This is a genomic window from Arenibacter lacus (genome assembly GCF_008711145.1).
In the GTDB taxonomy this organism is placed as follows: domain Bacteria; phylum Bacteroidota; class Bacteroidia; order Flavobacteriales; family Flavobacteriaceae; genus Arenibacter; species Arenibacter amylolyticus.
In genome coordinates this window covers 1-19,976 of sequence record NZ_VVIN01000008.1, presented here as the reverse complement: position 1 = coordinate 19,976, position 19,976 = coordinate 1, and the positions used below count along the sequence as shown (strand labels likewise).

Sequence of the window (19,976 nt, the reverse complement as noted above, 5' to 3'; positions counted from 1 at the left end):
CCAAAAAGGGAGCTTTTCCAAGATTTATTTAATTAAAATACTTTTGTAGCGGTCCAAATTCTTCAAGGCGATTCCGGTTCCCCTTACAACGGCCCTTAAAGGATCTTCGGCAATGTATACGGGCAAGTCCGTTTTCTGCGATAAGCGTCGGTCTAGTCCCCTAAGCATAGAGCCACCCCCTGCTAAGTAGATTCCTGTATTGTAAATGTCCGCAGCCAATTCTGGTGGGGTTTGCGATAAGGTTTCCATAACCGCATCCTCTACCCTTAGGATAGATTTATCCAAAGCCTTCGCTATTTCCCTGTAGGAAACGGAAACTTGCTTTGGTTTCCCAGTAAGCAGGTCTCGTCCCTGAACGGACATTTCATCCGGAGGGGATTGTAGGTCTTCGGTTGCGGAACCAATGGTAATCTTAATGTTTTCGGCAGTACTTTCACCAACATAAAGGTTGTGCTGGGTGCGCATATAGTAGATGATGTCATTGGTAAATACATCCCCTGCAATTTTAACCGATTTGTCACAAACAATGCCACCAAGTGCAATTACAGCGATCTCCGTGGTTCCACCACCTATATCTACAATCATATTTCCCTTGGGCTGCATAATATCCAGGCCAATACCGATGGCAGCGGCCATGGGTTCGTGAATTAAGTATACTTCCTTTCCGTTAACACGCTCTGCAGATTCTTTTACCGCTCTCATTTCCACCTCCGTAATTCCGGATGGGATACAGATAACCATTCGCAAAGCGGGTGGGAACCATTTATTTTTGAGGGCTGGTATGTTCTTAATGAACATACTGATCATCTTTTCCGAGGCATCAAAATCGGCAATAACTCCATCCTTTAACGGCCTAATGGTCTTGATGTTTTCATGGGTCTTCCCCTGCATCATACTGGCTTCTTTACCAACCGCTATGATTTTGCCACTAATTCTGTCCCTGGCAACAATGGACGGACTGTCCACTGCAACTTTGTCGTTGTGGATAATCAGGGTGTTAGCGGTACCTAAATCTATCGCTATCTCCTCGGTTAATAAATCAAAGAATCCCATTTTTTAGCTGTTTGTTTTCGGATTAAAAGTCAATGTTATCGTCAAAAGTAAGGAAATTAATGTTTAAAATGGCGGGTGCCAGTCATTACCATAGAAATTCCATTTTCATCGCAATAATCTATGCTCAACTGATCTTTAATAGACCCTCCAGGTTGTATAACGCTAGTAATACCACTTTTATGCGCAATTTCTACACAATCTGGGAAAGGAAAAAAGGCATCACTGGCCATAACCGCTCCATTTAAATCGAAATTAAAGGATTTGGCTTTGTGAATTGCTTGGTTTAGAGCGTCTACACGGGAAGTTTGTCCGGTACCGCTGGCACAAAGCTGCTTGTTTTTGGCCAATACTATGGTGTTGCTTTTGGTGTGTTTACACAGCTTAGAAGCGAAGATTAAATCTTCTAACTCTTGGTCTGTGGCCTGCGTCTTGGTAACGTTAGTAAGGTCTTCCAAAGCATCGGTCTTGTTGTCTTTATCTTGTAGTAATACACCATTTAAACAGGTTCTTACTGTAGTACTGGGTAGGGCCACATCTTTTTTGATTAAGATGATACGGTTCTTCTTGCCTTTTAGGAGGTCCAAGGCCTCTTCTGTATAGCTAGGTGCAATGATCACCTCACAGAAAAGAGAGTGGATTTCCGTAGCAGTAGCTTCGTCTATCTCCTTGTTGCTTATAAGTACACCTCCAAAGGCAGAAACTGGATCTCCTGCCAAGGCGTCAAGATACGCTTGTTTTAAGGTTGGGCGGGTAGCCAAACCACAGGCATTGTTATGTTTTAAGATGGCAAAAGTGGGCTCGTCCTCTTTAAATTCTTCCATTAAGTTTACCGCGGCGTCTACATCCAATAAGTTGTTGTAGGAGAGTTCTTTTCCGTTCAATTTCTGGAACATAGCATCAAAATCCCCAAAGAAAAATCCTTTTTGGTGTGGGTTTTCCCCGTATCTAAGAATCTGTCCATTAAGCTCGCTAAGTTTCAATGCGGGCTGCTCCAGATCTTTGTTAAAGTAATTGAAGATAGCCGAATCGTAGTGAGAAGAAATGTTGAAAGATCTTGTTGCAAAACGCTTGCGTTCTTCCAAAGTGGTACTGCCGTTTCCTTGGGTCATTATTTCTAACACCTCGTCGTAATCGTTCATAGAGGAAACACAAAGGGTGTCTTTGTAATTCTTGGCAGCTGCACGGATCAAGGAAATACCTCCTATGTCTATTTTTTCAATAATATCTTCTTCGGAAGCTCCACTGGCTACCGTTTTTTCGAAAGGATATAAGTCTACGATAACAATATCCAATTGTGGGATGCCAAATTCCTTCAGCTGATCGCGGTCCCCTTGATTGTCCTGACGGTTCAAAATTCCCCCAAATACTTTTGGGTGCAAGGTTTTAACACGACCTCCCAGTATGGAAGGGTAACTTGTAATGTCCTCTACCGGAACTACATCGATGCCCAATTCTTTAATAAACTTTTCCGTGCCACCAGTAGAATAGATGGTGATTCCCAGTTCGTTAAGTTTTTTTACCAAGGGTGCCAGACCATCTTTATGGAATACTGAAATAAGGGCCGAGGTAGCTTTTTTAGAGGTGCTCATTTTTTTGTACTTATTGTTATAAATTATCAGGTTGTAAAAGTAGTTTTTTTGTGCTTAAAAACAGCAGGTTTAACAACAATCAGCTTAAAGTTTAATAAATTTTAGATACTTCTTGATTGACGAATTCCAAAAAGCGCTCATCTTCTTCCGTAAAGGGGTCCAGGGTGTTAGAGTCGATGTCTATTTGCCCAATATTTTCCCCATCCACAAAGAGGGGCACCACTATTTCGGATTTAACGGTGAGGCTACAGGCAATGTAATTGTCTTGAGCCTTAACGTCTGGGACCACAAAGTTTTGGTTAGATACGGCCACCTGTCCGCAGATGCCCTTTCCAAACGGGATTACGGTATGGTCTGTGGGCTCGCCCGCATAGGGTCCTAGGATAAGTTCTTCCTTGGTGCCGTTCCTAAAATAGAATCCGACCCAATCATAATAGGGGACACTGTCCTTCAGTAAAGTGCAAACAGCTTGGAGTTTTGCCTGAATATCATTGTCGGAAGCATTTAAGATGTCCGAAACTTTTGGTTTTAGTTGATGGAGCATAGTATTTTTTTGCAAAAATAACCTTATTTCCCAAAATTGTCTGCAAGATTTGGGAGTGCTCTTTTCCAGTATTTTATTTAGGTGGTTTTTATTAAGTATTGGGTGGGGAGAAATAGGAAGAAGTTTTAGGATGACAGGGCGAAGGTGTATATATAATTACTTATTTTTGTGTTGATGAAAAAAATCCTTTTTAAGATATCCTCCTTATTGCTGTCCTTTTTAGTGCTGGCAGCTACGGTTTCCTGGACGGTAAAAAAGCATTACTGTTTTGGGAACTTAGTGGATATTGCTTTTTTTCAGGAAGCGGAAAGCTGTGGTACTATTGCTGATCTAGAAACGGGAATGCTAGATTTTACAGTAGAGGAACCTCCTTGCTGTAGTAGTGAAGTGCTGTCAATTAAGGGCTTGGAAGACCTTGTTTATTCTTCCATTAAGGACTTAAAATGGGAGCTTCCTTTTATTTTTATGGTGCCTACAGCGGTTCCAAGTCATCACCCAGCACTATTATTTGATCCTTCCATTCCCAACAACTACAGAGCGCCCTCCCTCCAATTAGGGGAGTTGCAAGTGCGCTACCAGGTTTTTCTACTTTGAATTTGTATTAATATTTATTTCAACGTTCTGCATCTATAAACCGATGTGGGGGTATGTCGTGTATTTGTATAATATTAATATTGAGAATTATAGTAATGAAACGTTTTTTGACAGTTGTTTTATTGGGCCTTCCTATACTGATATTTTCCCAACATGTAGAAGGGGTGATATTAGAATCTAACCCAAATGGAAAAGAGATTGGGTTGTCCGGCGCCAATGTATATTGGTTAAACTCACAAACCGGGACCATAAGTGGTGAGGATGGTAGTTTCAGCATTCCATTTAATCCAGAGTTTAATCGGTTGGTGGTGAGTTATATAGGGTTTAAGACAGATACCCTGCTAATTAATGCACCAAAAGTGCTGCGGCACCACCTAAAGCCTTCCAATGAATTGGAGGAGGTGGTAGTGCAGAAGAAGAGGGATGCTTTGCAAAAGTCCTATTTTAGTACGCAGAACGTGGTAACTATTAACAGCGCAGAGCTGTTAAAGGCTGCCTGCTGTAATCTATCCGAAAGTTTTGAGACCAATCCGTCTATAGATGTGAATTTTTCCGATGCACTCTCGGGAACTAAACAAATTCAAATGTTAGGACTTACCAGTCCCTATTTGTTGATAACCCAAGAAAATATCCCCATGGTGCGTGGTGGGTCTCAGGTGTACGGACTTAGTTTTGTGCCGGGGACTTGGGTAGAAAGCATTCAGATCACCAAGGGTGGTGGAAGTGTGGTGAACGGCTACGAGAGTATATCTGGGCAGATAAATGCAGAGCTGGTAAAGCCCTTTACCGATGAGCGTGTTTTTGTGAATGGGTATGCCAATATGAATGGGAGGCTGGAGCTGAATACGCATCTCAACCACGCGCTAAACGATAAATGGAGTTCCGGACTCTACCTGCATGGTAATTATAGGAACGCCAAGGAGGATGGGAATAATGATGGATTCTTAGATGCCCCCTTGGGTGGTCAGGTTAATATTCTAAACAGATGGCAGTATCAAAATCCGGAAAAGGGATGGGTGAGCTTTATTAATCTCCGATTTTTAAAGGACGATAAGCAAACGGGAGAAGTCAATTTTAATCCGGCTACAGACAAGTTCACCACTAACTCCTGGGGGAGTGAGATAGATACGAGGCGGTTTGATTCTTCCTTAAAAATAGGTTACGTTTTTCCCGAGCTTCCTTTTCAGAGCCTAAGTTTTCAAACAGCTTATAGTTTGCATAAGCAGGATTCTTATTTTGGCTTTAATCAGTATCATATAGATCATGAGAGTAGTTATACCAATTTGCAGTTCAGTTCTATTATTGGCGATACAAGAAGTAAGTTTAAGACGGGTTTAACTATCGCCTATGACGGCTATACCGAAATGGTGAACGCGGTAGATCACTCTAGGGTAGATAAATCCGCAGGGGCCTATTTTGAATATAGTTACGATGATTTAAAGCAATGGAGTCTTACTGCCGGATTAAGGGTGGATGCGCATAATAATTTGGGGGAATTTGTGACCCCTAGGTTACATCTACGCTATCTTCCTTGGGAGCGGGCAAGTCTTAAGGGTTCGGTTGGCCGAGGTAGAAAAGCAGCCAATATTTTTGCCGAAAACCAGCAACTATTTGGGTCTGCACGCGAAATTGTTTTAGCTGGGCAGGGTAGTGGTGCCTATGGCCTAGAAGCAGAGGATGCCTGGAATTACGGAATGGGCTTTTTACAGGGATTCACACTTTTTAATAGGCCTGGAAACTTCTCACTGGACTATTATGTTACGGACTTTAAGAATCAGGTAGTGGTAGATTGGGAAGATCCACGAGAGGTCTCCTTTTATAATTTGGATGGAAAGAGTAGGGCTAAAAGCTTTCAGGTTGAGTTGAACCATGAACTCCTAGAAAATGTAGAGGTAAGAACCGCCTATAAGTACTACGACGTAACAACCGATTACCTATCGGGGTCTTTGCAAAAGCCATTGCAGGCGCAGCACAGATTCTTTACCAATATTGGATACGTCACCAAAGCAAAGGAAAACGGTTCCCTTTGGCGAATGGACTATACCCTGCATGTTTTGGGGAGGCAACGCCTGCCCAATACTACTAGTAATGCAGCCGAATATCAACTGGGAGAGTTTTCACCTTCATTTGGGTTGATGAACGCCCAGCTGACCAGGGTGTTCTCCAATAAATTTGAAATTTATATTGGAGGAGAGAATTTGACGGACTATGTTCAGGATCGCCCTGTCTTGAGTGCAGGGGATCCCTTTGGCGTTAATTTTGATACCACTATTATCTATGGTCCTACTATGGGAAGAATGTTTTATACAGGATTTAGATATAAATTATAATTTTATAGGAACAATAATTGATAAAAAGAAGAAATATGAAGCTAAAAAAAATATTCTTGGGTCTTGTCTTTGCTGTAATTTCATTAGTGGCCTTCGGACAGGAGAAAAATAAAAAATTAACCTTTGAGGTTAACGGGAAGTGCTCCATGTGTAAAGAGCGAATAGAAGAAGCGGCTTTAGGGGTGAAGGGGGTTAAATTTGCCTCTTGGGATATTCCTACGCATCAATTATCCATTATAATGGATGAGCGTAAAACCAATTCCATGAAAATTAAAATGGCCATCGTAGCTGTTGGGCATGATACCAAGGAGTTGAAAGCTGCCGATGAGGTCTATAACGGCATACATCCTTGCTGCAGGTATCGCGAAGATAATTCGGATGATGGCGAGCAGCATTAAGGTCTCTTGATCTTTTAGGGGGATTAAAACGAAAAGCCGTTCTTGAAAATTTCAAGAACGGCTTTTTTAATAAGTGCTTGTTTTAGCAAGATGCTATTACATCATTCCAGGCATTCCACCACCCATTGGGGCTTGTGGACCTGAAGGAGCATCCTCCTTGATGTCGGTTAGGGCACACTCGGTAGTTAAGATCATTCCGGCAACCGAAGCTGCATTTTCCAATGCAATTCTGGTTACTTTCTTTGGGTCAATAATACCCGCTTTAATCATGTCTACGTACTCTTCGGTCTTGGCATCATATCCAAAGTCGCCTTTACCGTCCAATACCTTAGCAACCACTACGGAACCTTCGCCACCTGCATTGGCAACGATAATTCTCAATGGAGCCTCAATAGCTCTGGCTACTATCTGGATACCAGTCTCCTCATCAGGAGTTTCTGCTTTTATTTCGGATAGAAGTGCTTTGGTTCTGATCAAGGCAACTCCTCCACCGGCAACGATACCTTCTTCTACAGCTGCTCTAGTAGCGTGTAGTGCATCGTCTACCCTGTCTTTCTTCTCTTTCATTTCTACTTCGGAAGCGGCACCTACATATAGTACAGCAACTCCACCGGCTAATTTAGCCAAACGCTCCTGAAGTTTTTCTTTGTCGTAATCAGAAGTAGTGCTATCTATTTGAGCTTTAATCTGGTTTACTCTAGTCTTAATAGCTTCTGGGTCTCCAGCGCCGTTTACTACAGTAGTATTGTCCTTGTCAATGGAAATCTTCTCACAGGTACCCAACATTTCCAAGGTAGCGTTTTCCATAGTAAAGCCTCTTTCCTCAGAAATTACGGTACCACCAGTTAGGATAGCGATGTCTTCTAACATAGCTTTTCTTCTGTCTCCAAAACCTGGGGCTTTTACCGCTGCAATTTTCAAAGAACCTCTTAGTTTGTTTACAACCAAAGTGGCCAATGCTTCACCATCTACGTCCTCTGCGATGATCAATAATGGTTTTCCAGACTGAGCTACTGGCTCCAATACTGGTAAAAGATCCTTCATGGAAGAAATCTTCTTGTCGTAAAGAAGAATGTAAGGGTCGTCCAAATCTGCAGTCATCTTTTCAGAATCAGTTACAAAATATGGAGATAGGTACCCTCTGTCAAACTGCATTCCTTCAACAACGTCTACATAGGTTTCCATTCCTTTGGCCTCTTCCACGGTAATAACCCCTTCCTTGCCAACTTTGCTAAATGCTTGTGCAATTAAGTCACCAATAGTTTGGTCGTTATTGGCGGAAATAGAAGCAACCTGCTTAATTTTATCGGAAGAATCACCAACCTTCTTGGCTTGGTTGGCCAAGTCTGCGATGATAGTACTTACAGCCTTGTCTATACCTCTTTTAAGGTCCATCGGATTTGCACCGGCCGCAACGTTCTTAAGTCCTTCTTTTACGATTGCCTGAGCAAGTACGGTAGCAGTAGTAGTACCATCACCTGCCAAATCGTTGGTTTTGGAAGCAACTTCCTTTACCATCTGGGCACCCATATTTTCCAGGGTGTCTACCAATTCTATTTCCTTAGCTACGGTAACACCATCCTTAGTGATGTTTGGTGCGCCGAATGATTTGCTGATAATTACGTTTCTACCCCTTGGTCCCAAGGTTACTTTTACTGCATTAGCCAATGCATCAACACCGCGTTTTAAGCCGTCTCTTGCATCGATATCAAATGTTATATCTTTTGCCATAATTAATTTGTATTGTGCTATCCCGCATAAACGGGAATCTGATTAATATTAAATTTTAATTAAAACGATTAGGCGCCCCCAAGTAGGTGGGAGCTATAGAATTTAATTAAATGATCGCTAGGATGTCGCTCTCGCGCATCATTAAGTATTCGTTACCTTCCAATTTTAGCTCTGTGCCGGCATATTTTCCATAAAGAACAGTGTCACCAACCTTAAGGGTTACTTTAGCTTCGTCAGTACCGGGACCAACAGCTACTACCTTGCCTTGTTGTGGTTTTTCTTTTGCGGTATCTGGAATGTAAAGACCGGAAGCAGTCTTGGTTTCTGCAGCCATAGGCTCTATAAGAACTCTATCCGCTAATGGTTTAATGCTAACTTTAGCCATATTAATTAGATTTTAAATTGTTATTAATTTCCAATGATTATGGCAGAAATTATGCCATTGTTGAAAAACTGACACTTTATGAAATAAAAATGCCAGCTTGTCACGAAAGCTGGCATTGTTGTAAGATTTATGTCTTTTAGTCCCTATTCTACACTATCCGTAGCATTGTTGGCAGGTGTTGTTGCCGGAGCTCCAGGTAATACACCTGGGGTAGTATTTTCAATGGGGTCTCCATTCAGTAATTTAGAATCGGTATCGCTAAAGCTGCCTTTTACCGCTATGTTAGATACCAGGATCAATACCACTAAAAGAGCGGCTAGGGTCCAAGTACTTCTGTCTAGGAAATCTCCTGTTTTTTTAACACCTCCTACAACCTGACTTCCGCCACCTCCGAAAGAGCTAGAGAGGCCTCCTCCTTTTGGGTTTTGTACCATAATGACTAACATTAGTAAAAGGGCCACCAAAATGATCAGGACTAAGAATATTGTAAATGTAGTATTCATCAAATTATGTTTTATCTTGTTGTAATTTTTCCACCGCTTTTATTCGGTCAGCAAAGAAACTACTTTTTTCTGGATATTTCAAACTTAAAATTCTGTAAGCCTGTATGGCTTGTTTGTATTTTTTCTGCTCCACATATACCTTGGCAAGGGTAGCGGTCATCAGTTCGTTCTGGTCAATGGTCAGGGAATCTTTAATGGATACCTTAGTAGTATTCTCTTTGGGGACTATTTTGGGATTGGCCTGAATGAACTTATCTATAAGTTCAAATTTTTTCTTTTTGTGGTCAGAATTGTTTTGGGCCGACTCCTTTTTTTTGGGTTTTGAGGCTGTCTGTGGCGTGGTTTTCTCCCTTTTTTGTGGTTGGTTGGTGAGCTGTAACCATTCACCAAATGAGTAGCGTTCTTTTTTTGAAAAGCTAAGGGGTTTCCCTATTTCAAGAATTTCTTCCGCTTTTTTTTTATCCTCGGCTAAGGATTCATCTATTTTGGGGTCCTTGGAGGTGAATAGGGAGGGATCTAAAATTTGATTGGCGTCCTTTGCAGTACGGGGCCATGGTTCGTCCTCCGAAGTGGCAATCAGGGATTGCTCTTCCTTAAACTCCGACTTAACTTCTTCGGAAACGGTGGGGGTTTCGTTTAGCGGGGTGGTTTTCCCAGAAATAGAATCGGCAATCGTATTCTGGAGAAAATATTTGGAAGTGATAAAGTCGAACAAGATATCCCTATCTGCGGTATAGGCGGCCGTAACTTTAAGGGCGTTGTTATACTTAAAGCTGTTGAGGTTGCGCAAGCCTTTTAAGTGCATGGCCCTAGCCGCTTGGAAATATGGATATTCTTCCAAAATGTCTTCCAATTGGTGGGTCTGCACTGGGGAAACCAGTTTATCAGGGTTTTGTAGTAGGTATGTAAAATCCTGTACGTTCATAGATTACCAATCTGCCAATGATTTGTTGAATATGTCTTGAGTGATACGCTCAAAGATGACTTGATGGGCTTGGTCCTTCACAGTAGAAAACTGTGAATTTGCCGGGTAATCATAAAAGAACGAAAAACGCTGTTCAAAATCAACATCTTGTTTGGTGTTGTTAAAAAATCGAACATTCACTGCAATGGTCAGTCTGTTTTGGGCAGCGGTCTGCTGCGCGGTGGCAGACATTGGAGAAATGCGGTATTCCACAATTTCCCCTTCGTATAAAAGGTCTCCGTTAGAGGTAACTAAGTTAAGGCTGGTCTGGTTTAGGATTAGGTCTTGTAGCGCCAAAGTAAAATCCCTGTCCATTCCTGGCTCAAACGTAGATCCCGGATTTTGGGAGGCATAGTTTTGAAAATAAGGTACCTGGAAAGTTTTGGCGCTTCCCACATCACCTCCGGTAAAGTTATAGATACCACAACTAGAAATACCTGCCACCAAGACAAGCATAAAAATTAACTGTTTACTCTTTATCATTCTCTTTTTTCTTACTGTCCACTGACTACTGTTCACTGACTACTGTTCACTGCCCACTGCCCACTGATCACTGCCCACTGCCATTCGTCTACAGATTGTATTGTTTAATTTTTCGGTATAAGGTACGTTCCGATATTCCCAGCTCTTGGGAGGCTGCTTTTCTTTTTCCTTTATTTCTTTCCAAGGATTTTTTGATGAGTTCTATTTCCTTTTCTTGTAAAGATAGGGTTTCTTCCTCTTCTATTTCCTCCGCAAAATGATACTTGTCCTCTTTTGAAGGGGGGCTGCTTGGGCTGTCCATAGGAGGTCTTGGTAATTCCAAAATACTAGGAGCTACTTCCTCCTCTTCCTCCGTATAGATTTCTTCTTCTTTCCCGTATATTTTTCGGATTAGATTCTCGTTTTCCTCCTGTACTTTTGCGCTGTCGTTGTTGTTCAGCAGTTCTAGCGTCAGCTTTTTAAGGTCGTTTAGATCCCCCTTCATGTCAAATAAGACCTTATAGAGAATTTCCCTTTCATTGCTAAAATCGCCCTTCTTTTTGTCCTCTTCCACTATAGCGGGCAGGTTGGTGTTCCCTGCGTTAGGTAAATAGCTGTTTAGGGTAGCGAGGGAAATAATTCTGCTCTCCTCCAAGACGGAAATCTGTTCGGCGATATTTCGCAATTGCCGGATGTTTCCGGGCCAGCGGTATTTAACAAGCAGCTGAACTGCATCATCTTCCAATCTGATGGTAGGCATTTTGTATTTCTGCCCAAAATCTGCAGCGAATTTTCTAAATAACAGGTGAATATCGTCCTTCCGTTCTCTTAAGGGCGGTATATTGATCTCTACGGTACTTAATCTATAGTACAGATCTTCACGGAATTTTTCCTTTTTAATAGCTTCGAACATATTCACATTGGTCGCCGCTACTATCCTAACATCCGTTTTCTGAACCTGGGAAGAACCTACCTTTAGGAACTCCCCGTTTTCCAATACCCGTAATAATCTAACCTGGGTGGTTAGCGGGAGTTCGCCCACTTCATCCAAAAATATGGTGCCGCCGTCGGCTACTTCAAAATAACCGCTTCTAGTAGCGGTGGCCCCGGTAAACGCCCCTTTCTCATGTCCGAAGAGTTCACTGTCAATGGTTCCTTCGGGGATGGCACCACAGTTAACCGCTATATATTTGGCGTGCTTTCTATGGGAAAGGGAGTGAATAATTTTTGGGATGGCCTCTTTCCCCACACCACTCTCCCCGGTTACCAATACGGAAATATCCGTAGGGGCAACTTGGATGGCCTTTTCAATGGCACGATTCAGCTTCACATCGTTGCCAACAATTTCATATCGTTGTTTTGTTGCTTGGATCGATTCCATGGACTTAATTATTATGAGAATATCCTACAGGGGTTCCTAGCAGGGTTCCTGAGGTGCAATCATTGATTTTTACATTGACGAAATCCCCAGGTTTATAGTGTTCCTTGGGGAATACCACTACCGCATTTTGGGAGTTTCTGCCCATCCAATCTAGTTCGGATTTTTTGGAGGTTCCTTCAATAAGGACTTCTACGGTCTTCCCTAGCTGTTGTTTGCTTCGGTAATGACTGTGTTCTCGCTGTAGGTCAATGATTTCTTGCAGTCTTCGCTTTTTGGTTGCTTCCGGGACATCATCTTCCAGGTTTTTGGCAGCTGCCGTGCCCGGTCTTTCCGAATATGCGTACATATAGCCAAAATCATATTTTACCTCCCGCATTAAGGATAAGGTATCCTGATGGTCATCTTCCGTTTCCGTTGGAAAGCCAGCAATCATATCTTGGGATATTGAACAGTCTGGAATAATCTCCATGATATTTCTTACCAATTCCAAATACTCCTCACGAGTATGTTGCCTATTCATTTTCTGAAGAATGCTATTGCTACCACTTTGCACCGGAAGGTGAATGTAATTGCAGACATTTTCATATTTACCCACCACTCTTATCACATCCAGGGTCATGTCCTGAGGATTGGAGGTAGAGAAACGGATTCTTAGTTTTGGATGTGCCTGCGCCACCATTTCCAATAGACTGGCAAAGTTTACCGAAGTGGCTTTTTGTATTTCCGAGGCGTGCTTAAAATCCTTCTTTAGGCCACCACCGTACCATAGGTAGCTATCTACATTCTGCCCTAGTAAGGTTATTTCTTTATAACCCTTACCTACAAGGTCTGTTACCTCTTCCAAAATGGATTGGGGATCCCTGCTTCGCTCCCTGCCCCTAGTAAAGGGAACAACGCAGAAAGTACACATATTATCGCATCCACGGGTAATAGATACAAAGGCAGAAACCCCGTTGGTATTAAGTCGAACCGGGGAAATATCCCCATAGGTTTCTTCCTTGGAAAGAAGGACGTTTACCGCATTTCGGCCCCCATCTACTTCGCTTATTAAATTGGGTAGGTCTTTGTAGGCATCCGGGCCTACTACCATATCTACAATTTTCTCCTCCTCCAGTAACTTGGCTTTTAGCCTTTCGGCCATGCAACCCAACACACCAACCTTCATATGGGGACGGTGACGTTTAACTGCGTTAAATTTTTCCAATCGCTTGCGAATGGTAAGTTCTGCCTTTTCTCTAATAGAGCAGGTGTTTACCAGTACTAAGTCTGCATCTTCCAATTCCTGGGTGGTGCTAAACCCCTCTTTTGATAAGATGGAAGCCACTATTTCACTGTCCGAAAAATTCATGGCGCAACCATAGCTCTCTATGTATAATTTTCTGGAACTTGTTTCCTTAGCTTGTAGGGATAAGGCAGTTCCTTGTATGGATTCATCTATTGTCTTCTCCATGTTATGGTAAATATGCTTTTTGCTTTATTGGTTTGCAAAGATAGCATTATATGGAGATATGTGACATATTGACAGTTAAAAATAAAATAAAAAGTGCTGTCATTTATACCTTATTATATAGCTTGTCTAAGGAAGCAATGAAGCAGGGCTTTTTGGTTACGCAACGCAATGGGTTATTCCACATCTATTATAGGACTGCTGAGGGATGTGATATTTTAAGGCCTCTTTCCTGTGGAGATTGTTGGGCTGGATTATCCTAGCTTAGGGCAGAATGAAATGGTTTAAACAATATATAAGAATGGTATACTTTTTTTTAAAAAATTATAGGTTTCTAATAGTGCCCCTCTCTTTACTGGTTTTCTCGTGTTCGAGTACGGGGGATCCCATAGGGGATGAAGCGCAATTAAAAAGTTTGCATGCAGGAATTCAGAAAATGGCGAAAAGCGAAACCTGTGTGGATAGTGCTGAGTGGCGATTTACAGCTTTTGGTTCCAAGGCCTGCGGCGGACCCCAGTCTTACATCGCTTATTCCACGAAGATAGACACGGTGCTTTTTAAAGACAAGGTAAAGCGGTATAACGAGGCAATGGCGGCCTACAATGAAGCGCATGGTGTGGTGTCTGACTGTGCGGTGGTGGAAAAGCCTGCTGGGTTAATCTGTAGGGATGGAGAGCCCGAGTTTGTCTACTGAAGAATTGCCAAACTCTAAAATTTTATTCCAATATTTTATCGAAATCACCTGTTTTTGCCAGGTGATTTTTTGTGTCATATAAGAACCTGATGGCATGAAATTAAAAAAATCAGTTACTTTTGTTTCTCCAAAAACGAGTTAATGGCAAAGAATTTAGTAATTGTAGAGTCTCCTGCTAAGGCAAAGACTATTGAGAAATTTTTAGGAAAGGACTTTAAGGTAACCTCCAGTTTTGGGCATATTGCCGATTTACCTTCCAAGGAATTGGGTGTGGATGTGGAAAATAATTTTGCCCCTAAGTATATCGTGGATAAGGATAAAAAAGCGGTGGTCAAAAAACTAAGGGATCTTGCTAAAAAGGCAGAAACCGTATGGCTGGCCAGTGATGAGGACCGAGAGGGAGAGGCTATTTCTTGGCATTTAACCGAGGAGTTGAAATTGGACAAAAAGAAGACCAATCGGATCGTCTTTAACTCCATTACCAAATCTGCAATCCAAAAAGCAATTGAAAATCCAAGGGAGATTAATTACAACCTAGTAAACGCTCAGCAAGCGAGAAGGGTGTTAGATCGTTTAGTGGGGTACGAATTATCCCCCGTGCTTTGGAAAAAAATAAAACCGGGACTTTCTGCCGGTAGGGTACAGTCTGTAGCTGTACGGTTAATAGTGGAAAGAGAAAGAGCTATCGAGGCCTTTGTTCCTGAGGCAGCCTTTAGGATTTCGGCCGAGTTTAAGACGAGTGAGGGTAGCATAGTTACCGCTAAATTAAATAAGACCTATGCTAGTAAAAAGGCCGCGGAAGACTTTTTAAAACAAAATATAGGAGCCAGCTTTTCGGTAGCGAAATTAGAGAAGAAACCGGCGAAAAAATCGCCCGCAGCGCCCTTTACTACTTCCACCCTGCAACAGGAGGCATCTAGGAAATTGTATTTCTCGGTTTCTAAGACCATGCAAGTAGCACAGCGATTATATGAAGCTGGATTGATAACATACATGAGAACGGATAGCGTAAATCTTTCCAGTGAGGCAATTGGTGCTGCCAAGGATGCTATCATTAAAAATTACGGGGAAGAGTACAGTAAGGTTAGAAACTTTACGGGTAAGACAAAGGGTGCCCAGGAGGCACACGAGGCCATTCGCCCTACAGATATGAACAATCAATCTCCTTCTTTGGAGCGGGATCAGGCCAAATTGTACGAACTTATTTGGAAGCGTACCCTAGCCTCGCAAATGAGCGATGCTCAGTTAGAGCGTACCAACGTGAAAATAAAGGCCAATACCCATAAAGAAGAGTTTACTGCCAATGGGGAGGTGATAAAATTTGATGGTTTCCTTAAAGTGTATTTAGAAGGAACGGACGAAGAAGATATTGCTGAAGAGCAAGAAGGAATGCTTCCTGCCATGAAAGAAGGGGAGGCATTGGAGAATAGGTATATAACCGCTACAGAACGATTCTCCAGAGCGCCCTACCGTTTCACAGAGGCTTCCTTGGTGAAGAAGTTGGAAGAGTTGGGAATTGGAAGACCTTCTACCTATGCGCCTACGATCTCTACTATTCAAAATAGGGGCTATATAGAAAAGGGGAATATAGAAGGAACGGAGCGGAAATATGTGCAGCTGCGGTTTAAAGCTGATAAAATATCGACCCAAGAATTAACCGAAAATGTAGGCTCGGACAAAGGGAAAATGGTGCCCACTGATATTGGGATCATTGTGACCGATTTCCTAGTAGGACATTTCGAATCTATTTTGGACTACCATTTTACCGCAAAGGTAGAAGAGCAGTTTGATGAGATTGCCTCCGGAAACGAAGATTGGCAAAAGGTGATGAAGAATTTCTATAGTGATTTTCATCCTCAGGTAAAACATGTGGAAGAAAACGCAGATAGGGCCAGTGGAGAGCGCATCCTTGGAACCGATCCAGAGTCGGGCAGGCAGGTGTCCGTTAGGTTGGGGAGGTTTGGACCCATGGTGCAAATTGGGACGGTAGACGATGAAGAGAAACCCTTGTTTGCTAGTTTGTTGCCAGATCAATCCCTAGGTACTATTACCTATGAGGAGGCCATGGACCTGTTTAAATTACCTAGAAAGCTAGGGGAGTATGAAGGAGAGGAAGTAGAAGCTAATGTGGGTAGATTTGGACCTTATGTGAAATTTGGGAAAACATTTATCTCTATGGCCAAGGGAGAAAGTGCCATGGAAATTACGATGGATAGAGCTATAGAGCTTATTGTGGAAAAACAAAAGGCAGACGCCCCCATCGCAATGTACGAAGGTAAAGAGGTGACCAAAGGTGTTGGGAGGTTTGGACCATTTATTAAATGGGACGGGATGTTCATCAATGTAAACAAGAAATACGATTACGACAACCTTACCAAAGCCGATATTGAGGAATTGATAGAGGTGAAAAAGCAAAAAGAGATCGATAAATTAATACAGGAGTGGCCAGAAGAAGGGATCCGTATTGAAAAGGCTAGGTGGGGAAGGCATAACATTATAAAGGGTAAGATTAAGGTAGAGGTTTCAAAAGACGTAGATCCTACCAAGATAAGCTTGGAAGAAGCAAAGGCATTGATCGAGAAAAAAACGCCTAAGAAGAAAGCCAAAGCAAAACCAAAAGCAAAGGCAAAACCAAAGACTAAAAAGTAATATGGCCTTCAATTTTTTAGTTCCCGTTAAGGAGGAGGTTTTGGCCTATTGTGAGTTGTTAACCTCCCAAGCCATGGGGAGACAAATTATTAAACATTCCGAAAAGCATGGTCTTCCAGATTTGTCCAAGGCCAGTGTAGCGCTTTTGGGAGTAAATGAAACTAGGAACGCCTTTGGTGAGCCTAAAGAGCCACTAGATCTGTCAGGGATTAGACGGCAATTCTATAGTCTGATGAAAGGTAATTGGAATACCAATATGGTAGATCTGGGGGATGTGGAGCCTGGAGATGCGGTAGAGGATACCTTCTTTGTGGTAAAGGAGGTGGTGGCAAAGCTAATTGAGAAAAATATTATTCCTATAGTAATAGGTCCTACCCAGGATCTTACTTATCCCACTTATAGGGCTTTTGATGGACTTATGAACATGGTGAATTTGGTCTCCATAGATAGTAGGTTCGATTTTGGATTGGATGGGGATCAGATTTCTACGGATTCTTATATGAGTAGGATCATCACCGATAAACCCAATAATCTTTTTAATTTTTCCAATATTGGCTACCAAAGCTATTTTAATGCACAGGAGGAATTAGATCTTATGGAGCGTTTATTTTTTGATTATTATCGGCTAGGCCAGATGATCAATAATATGACTTTGGCAGAACCTGTACTTAGAAATGCCCATTTGGTAAGTTTGGACGCCCAGGCTATCCGTGCGGCGGAAATGGGGTTTTCCAATAATTTTTCGCCCAATGGGTTTACCGGGAGAGAAATATGTACCATTGCCAGATATGCGGGGATAAGCGATAATGTATCCGTGTTTGGGATATATGAGGTTGAGAATAATAATCAATCTTTTCAGCTGATCTCTCAGCTGATGTGGTATTTTATTGAAGGTCTTAACTTCAGGATTAAAGAATACCCAGATAGTGAGAATAACGACTTTAGCAAGTATACCGTGCCAATCGAAAATGAGTCGCTTATCTTCTATAAAAGTCATCTTACCGAAAGATGGTGGGTAGAAGTACCTTCAATACTTATGGCACATACTAAAACAAATTCACCTGCGTTATTACCTTGCACTGAACTGGAATATTTGGAAGCATGTGACCAGAATATCCCGGAGAGGTGGTTTAAAGCGTATAAAAAAGGCTTTAATTGAGTTAAAATTTTTAGGGTATAAAGACTATTTTATACAATAAAAAAATTAAAATTAAGTTTTAGAGAGTAATACTTGTGTTTGCATTTATAAAGATAATCGAAATTTAACCAGACGTATGAAGAAGCTATTGTTGTCATCCATAGCATTTGTTTTTTTACTCTCAAGTTGTGGGTCCGGAACAAAGGGAGAACTTGTAGGAGCTAAAGGAAAAAAATGGCATCCAGAAAAACCCTATGGGATGGTATTAATCCCACGTGGCTCTTTTACCATGGGGAAAACAGAGGAAGATCAGGCAAAGATTCTCAATGCGCCGGCAAAAACTGTAACGGTTAGGTCCTTTTATATGGACGATACCGAAATCACCAATAGTGAATACAGGCAGTTTGTAGAATGGGTGAAAGATTCCATTGTACGAACCCAGTTGGCAATTTTGGCAGACGAATTGGGATTAGGTCCCGAAGATGGGGGCATTGGGGAATATGCATTTTTGGATGCAGATACTACTCGTCTTTCTGTGTACGACAAGTATATGTTGGATAGGTATTCCGGACAGGGAGAAACTGGCTATGAAGGAAGGGCATTGAATAAAAGGCCTAACTTAATATGGGATGTTTCTAAATACCCAGATGAATACTATACAGAAATTATGGTAGACTCCATGTACATTTCGGAGGAGGAATCCTATAATGGGCAGCGTCATATAGATGTTAAGCGCTTAAAGTACAAGTATACCTGGATGGATATAGAGGCTGCGGCCAGATCCAGAAATGGGAACAGAAGAGATTTTATAAAACAGGAAGAATTGGAAGTGTACCCAGATACCACGGTATGGATAAGAGACTTTTCCTATTCTTATAATGAGCCAATGCACAATGATTACTTCTGGCACGATGCGTATAGTGAATACCCAGTGGTAGGGGTTACCTGGAAACAGGCCCAGGCATTTTGTAATTGGAGGACTAAATTTAAGAACGACGACCAAAAAAGTAGGGGCAAGCAGTTTGTAAACCGCTTTAGATTGCCCACCGAAGCAGAATGGGAATATGCTGCCAGAGGTGGAATTGAAGGGGGTACGTACCCATGGGGTGGTCCGTATGTAATTGGTGACACGGGTTGCTTTATGGCCAACTTTAAACCCCAAAGAGGGGACTATGCTGCGGATGAGGCCTTATACACCGTAGAGGCCAGGTCTTATGAGCCCAACGATTACAACCTGTACAATATGGCAGGGAATGTTTCGGAATGGACCAATAGTAGTTATGATCCCAATGCGTACGAATATGTGTCTACCATGAACCCATATGCCGGAACAGCAGAAAATAAACGAAAGGTAATCCGAGGAGGATCTTGGAAAGATGTGGCTTACTTTTTACAGGTAAGTACCAGGGATTACGAATACCAGGATTCAGCACGTAGCTATATCGGCTTCAGAACGGTGCAGGATTATATGGGGGAAGAAGATTCAACAGGAAGGTAATACTTACTAGGAGTTATAATCAACAACGACCAAATACTTATTATTAATTATACTTAACTAAATTCACGAATATGGCACAATCAAAATCAACTAAAAAATTATTTCAGATGGCCTATGGCCTAGGGGCATCTATAGTGATCATAGGAGCATTGTTTAAAATTCTTCACTGGCAATTTGGTCCGTTAACGGGCGGACTTCTGTTAGCAGTTGGTCTTATTACAGAGGCATTGATATTTGCAATCAGTGCATTTGAACCTGTGGATGAAGAGTACGACTGGTCTTTGGTGTACCCAGAACTAAACGGAGGCGCCCTTGCTGCCAAAGCAAACGCCAAGGAAGCGGCGGAGGTTAGGGAAGCAGAAGTGTCCTTATCTAGAAAATTAGACGAACTTTTAAAAGAAGCTGGTGTAGACGCCAGTCTTATGCAGAGCCTTGGTTCCAGTATCAAAAATTTTGAAGGTGCAGCCAAAGGAATCGCCCCTACCGTAGACGCTATGGAATCTACTAGGAAGTACTCAGATGAGATGGTGCAGGCAGCTGCCCAAATGGAATCTTTGAATAGTCTGTATAAGGTGCAACTGGAAAGTGCCAGTAGACAGGCATCTATCAATGAGGA

Annotated in this window: 18 protein-coding genes; 8 read left to right on the top strand and 10 right to left on the bottom strand. The window is 42.1% G+C overall.

Annotated elements, in window-relative coordinates; genetic code table 11:
* Positions 1-24 precede the first annotated feature (24 nt).
* From F1E73_RS04540 to F1E73_RS04530, 3 genes are all read right to left on the bottom strand, one after another.
* Positions 25-1,053 carry a rod shape-determining protein gene (locus F1E73_RS04540; protein ID WP_086475962.1) on the bottom strand — a complete coding sequence of 343 codons (1,029 nt, stop codon included), beginning with the start codon at positions 1,051-1,053 and terminating at the stop codon, positions 25-27.
* A gap of 56 nt (positions 1,054-1,109) precedes the next feature.
* Entirely contained in the window at positions 1,110-2,642 is a 1,533-nt protein-coding gene (gene purH, locus F1E73_RS04535; protein ID WP_150451225.1) for a bifunctional phosphoribosylaminoimidazolecarboxamide formyltransferase/IMP cyclohydrolase, read from the bottom strand.
* A 91-nt stretch (positions 2,643-2,733) separates the two neighbouring features.
* Positions 2,734-3,186 carry a GAF domain-containing protein gene (locus F1E73_RS04530; protein ID WP_086475964.1) on the bottom strand — a complete coding sequence of 151 codons (453 nt, stop codon included), beginning with the start codon at positions 3,184-3,186 and terminating at the stop codon, positions 2,734-2,736.
* Between the two features lie 174 nt (positions 3,187-3,360).
* On the opposite strand from F1E73_RS04530, the gene F1E73_RS04525 reads away from it, so the two are divergent.
* The 3 genes from F1E73_RS04525 to F1E73_RS04515 all read left to right on the top strand — a co-directional run bounded on the left by F1E73_RS04525 (position 3,361) and on the right by F1E73_RS04515 (position 6,508).
* On the top strand, positions 3,361-3,780 hold the full coding sequence (locus F1E73_RS04525) for an HYC_CC_PP family protein (protein ID WP_150451224.1): 420 nt from the start codon (positions 3,361-3,363) through the stop codon (positions 3,778-3,780).
* 95 nt (positions 3,781-3,875) lie between these two features.
* Positions 3,876-6,110, top strand: a complete 2,235-nt coding sequence (locus F1E73_RS04520) for a TonB-dependent receptor (protein ID WP_150451223.1) — start codon at positions 3,876-3,878, stop codon at positions 6,108-6,110.
* Positions 6,111-6,145: 35 nt separating this feature from the next.
* Entirely contained in the window at positions 6,146-6,508 is a 363-nt protein-coding gene (locus F1E73_RS04515) for a heavy-metal-associated domain-containing protein (protein WP_150451222.1), read from the top strand.
* A gap of 96 nt (positions 6,509-6,604) precedes the next feature.
* Here the strand turns inward: F1E73_RS04515 and groL are convergent, their stop codons facing one another.
* From groL to miaB, 7 genes are all read right to left on the bottom strand, one after another.
* On the bottom strand, positions 6,605-8,239 hold the full coding sequence (gene groL / locus F1E73_RS04510; protein ID WP_150451221.1) for a chaperonin GroEL: 1,635 nt from the start codon (positions 8,237-8,239) through the stop codon (positions 6,605-6,607).
* A gap of 106 nt (positions 8,240-8,345) precedes the next feature.
* Positions 8,346-8,624, bottom strand: a complete 279-nt coding sequence (locus F1E73_RS04505; RefSeq protein WP_086475969.1) for a co-chaperone GroES — start codon at positions 8,622-8,624, stop codon at positions 8,346-8,348.
* A 143-nt stretch (positions 8,625-8,767) separates the two neighbouring features.
* Entirely contained in the window at positions 8,768-9,127 is a 360-nt protein-coding gene (secG, locus tag F1E73_RS04500) for a preprotein translocase subunit SecG (RefSeq protein WP_086475970.1), read from the bottom strand.
* Positions 9,128-9,131: 4 nt separating this feature from the next.
* Entirely contained in the window at positions 9,132-10,052 is a 921-nt protein-coding gene (locus F1E73_RS04495; protein ID WP_150451220.1) for a hypothetical protein, read from the bottom strand.
* A gap of 3 nt (positions 10,053-10,055) precedes the next feature.
* The gene (locus F1E73_RS04490) at positions 10,056-10,574 is read right to left on the bottom strand and encodes an LptE family protein (protein WP_150451219.1); all 519 of its coding nucleotides are present in this window, start codon (positions 10,572-10,574) and stop codon (positions 10,056-10,058) included.
* An 88-nt stretch (positions 10,575-10,662) separates the two neighbouring features.
* Positions 10,663-11,934, bottom strand: coding sequence for a sigma-54 interaction domain-containing protein (locus F1E73_RS04485; protein ID WP_086475973.1), 1,272 nt, complete (start codon positions 11,932-11,934; stop codon positions 10,663-10,665).
* 4 nt (positions 11,935-11,938) lie between these two features.
* Complete coding sequence (gene miaB / locus F1E73_RS04480; protein ID WP_150451218.1) at positions 11,939-13,384, bottom strand: tRNA (N6-isopentenyl adenosine(37)-C2)-methylthiotransferase MiaB; 1,446 nt, start codon at positions 13,382-13,384, stop codon at positions 11,939-11,941.
* 298 nt (positions 13,385-13,682) lie between these two features.
* Between miaB and F1E73_RS04475 the strand changes: the two genes are divergently transcribed.
* The 5 genes from F1E73_RS04475 to porL form a co-directional block, all read left to right on the top strand.
* Positions 13,683-14,075, top strand: a complete 393-nt coding sequence (locus F1E73_RS04475; protein ID WP_150451217.1) for a hypothetical protein — start codon at positions 13,683-13,685, stop codon at positions 14,073-14,075.
* Positions 14,076-14,216: 141 nt separating this feature from the next.
* Complete coding sequence (gene topA / locus F1E73_RS04470) at positions 14,217-16,724, top strand: type I DNA topoisomerase (protein ID WP_150451216.1); 2,508 nt, start codon at positions 14,217-14,219, stop codon at positions 16,722-16,724.
* A 1-nt stretch (position 16,725) separates the two neighbouring features.
* Positions 16,726-17,883 carry a formimidoylglutamase gene (locus F1E73_RS04465; RefSeq protein WP_150451215.1) on the top strand — a complete coding sequence of 386 codons (1,158 nt, stop codon included), beginning with the start codon at positions 16,726-16,728 and terminating at the stop codon, positions 17,881-17,883.
* Between the two features lie 115 nt (positions 17,884-17,998).
* Entirely contained in the window at positions 17,999-19,360 is a 1,362-nt protein-coding gene (gene porK / locus F1E73_RS04460; protein ID WP_150451214.1) for a T9SS ring complex lipoprotein PorK/GldK, read from the top strand.
* 71 nt (positions 19,361-19,431) lie between these two features.
* A partial coding sequence (gene porL, locus F1E73_RS04455; RefSeq protein ID WP_150451213.1) for a type IX secretion system motor protein PorL/GldL occupies positions 19,432-19,976 on the top strand: 545 nt, incomplete at its 3' end.

Excerpts from the sequence above, each read along its gene's own strand:
- topA (WP_150451216.1), top strand. The coding sequence starts at position 14,217 with ATGGCAAAGAATTTAGTAATTGTAGAGTCTCCTGCTAAGGCAAAGACT.
- F1E73_RS04515 (WP_150451222.1), top strand. The coding sequence starts at position 6,146 with ATGAAGCTAAAAAAAATATTCTTGGGTCTTGTCTTTGCTGTAATTTCA.
- F1E73_RS04465 (WP_150451215.1), top strand. The coding sequence starts at position 16,726 with ATGGCCTTCAATTTTTTAGTTCCCGTTAAGGAGGAGGTTTTGGCCTAT.
- secG (WP_086475970.1), bottom strand. The coding sequence starts at position 9,127 with ATGAATACTACATTTACAATATTCTTAGTCCTGATCATTTTGGTGGCC.
- F1E73_RS04485 (WP_086475973.1), bottom strand. The coding sequence starts at position 11,934 with ATGGAATCGATCCAAGCAACAAAACAACGATATGAAATTGTTGGCAAC.
- F1E73_RS04490 (WP_150451219.1), bottom strand. The coding sequence starts at position 10,574 with ATGATAAAGAGTAAACAGTTAATTTTTATGCTTGTCTTGGTGGCAGGT.
- F1E73_RS04530 (WP_086475964.1), bottom strand. The coding sequence starts at position 3,186 with ATGCTCCATCAACTAAAACCAAAAGTTTCGGACATCTTAAATGCTTCC.
- F1E73_RS04525 (WP_150451224.1), top strand. The coding sequence starts at position 3,361 with ATGAAAAAAATCCTTTTTAAGATATCCTCCTTATTGCTGTCCTTTTTA.
- F1E73_RS04520 (WP_150451223.1), top strand. The coding sequence starts at position 3,876 with ATGAAACGTTTTTTGACAGTTGTTTTATTGGGCCTTCCTATACTGATA.
- groL (WP_150451221.1), bottom strand. The coding sequence starts at position 8,239 with ATGGCAAAAGATATAACATTTGATATCGATGCAAGAGACGGCTTAAAA.
- porK (WP_150451214.1), top strand. The coding sequence starts at position 17,999 with ATGAAGAAGCTATTGTTGTCATCCATAGCATTTGTTTTTTTACTCTCA.
- F1E73_RS04505 (WP_086475969.1), bottom strand. The coding sequence starts at position 8,624 with ATGGCTAAAGTTAGCATTAAACCATTAGCGGATAGAGTTCTTATAGAG.
- miaB (WP_150451218.1), bottom strand. The coding sequence starts at position 13,384 with ATGGAGAAGACAATAGATGAATCCATACAAGGAACTGCCTTATCCCTA.
- F1E73_RS04540 (WP_086475962.1), bottom strand. The coding sequence starts at position 1,053 with ATGGGATTCTTTGATTTATTAACCGAGGAGATAGCGATAGATTTAGGT.
- F1E73_RS04475 (WP_150451217.1), top strand. The coding sequence starts at position 13,683 with ATGGTATACTTTTTTTTAAAAAATTATAGGTTTCTAATAGTGCCCCTC.
- F1E73_RS04495 (WP_150451220.1), bottom strand. The coding sequence starts at position 10,052 with ATGAACGTACAGGATTTTACATACCTACTACAAAACCCTGATAAACTG.
- purH (WP_150451225.1), bottom strand. The coding sequence starts at position 2,642 with ATGAGCACCTCTAAAAAAGCTACCTCGGCCCTTATTTCAGTATTCCAT.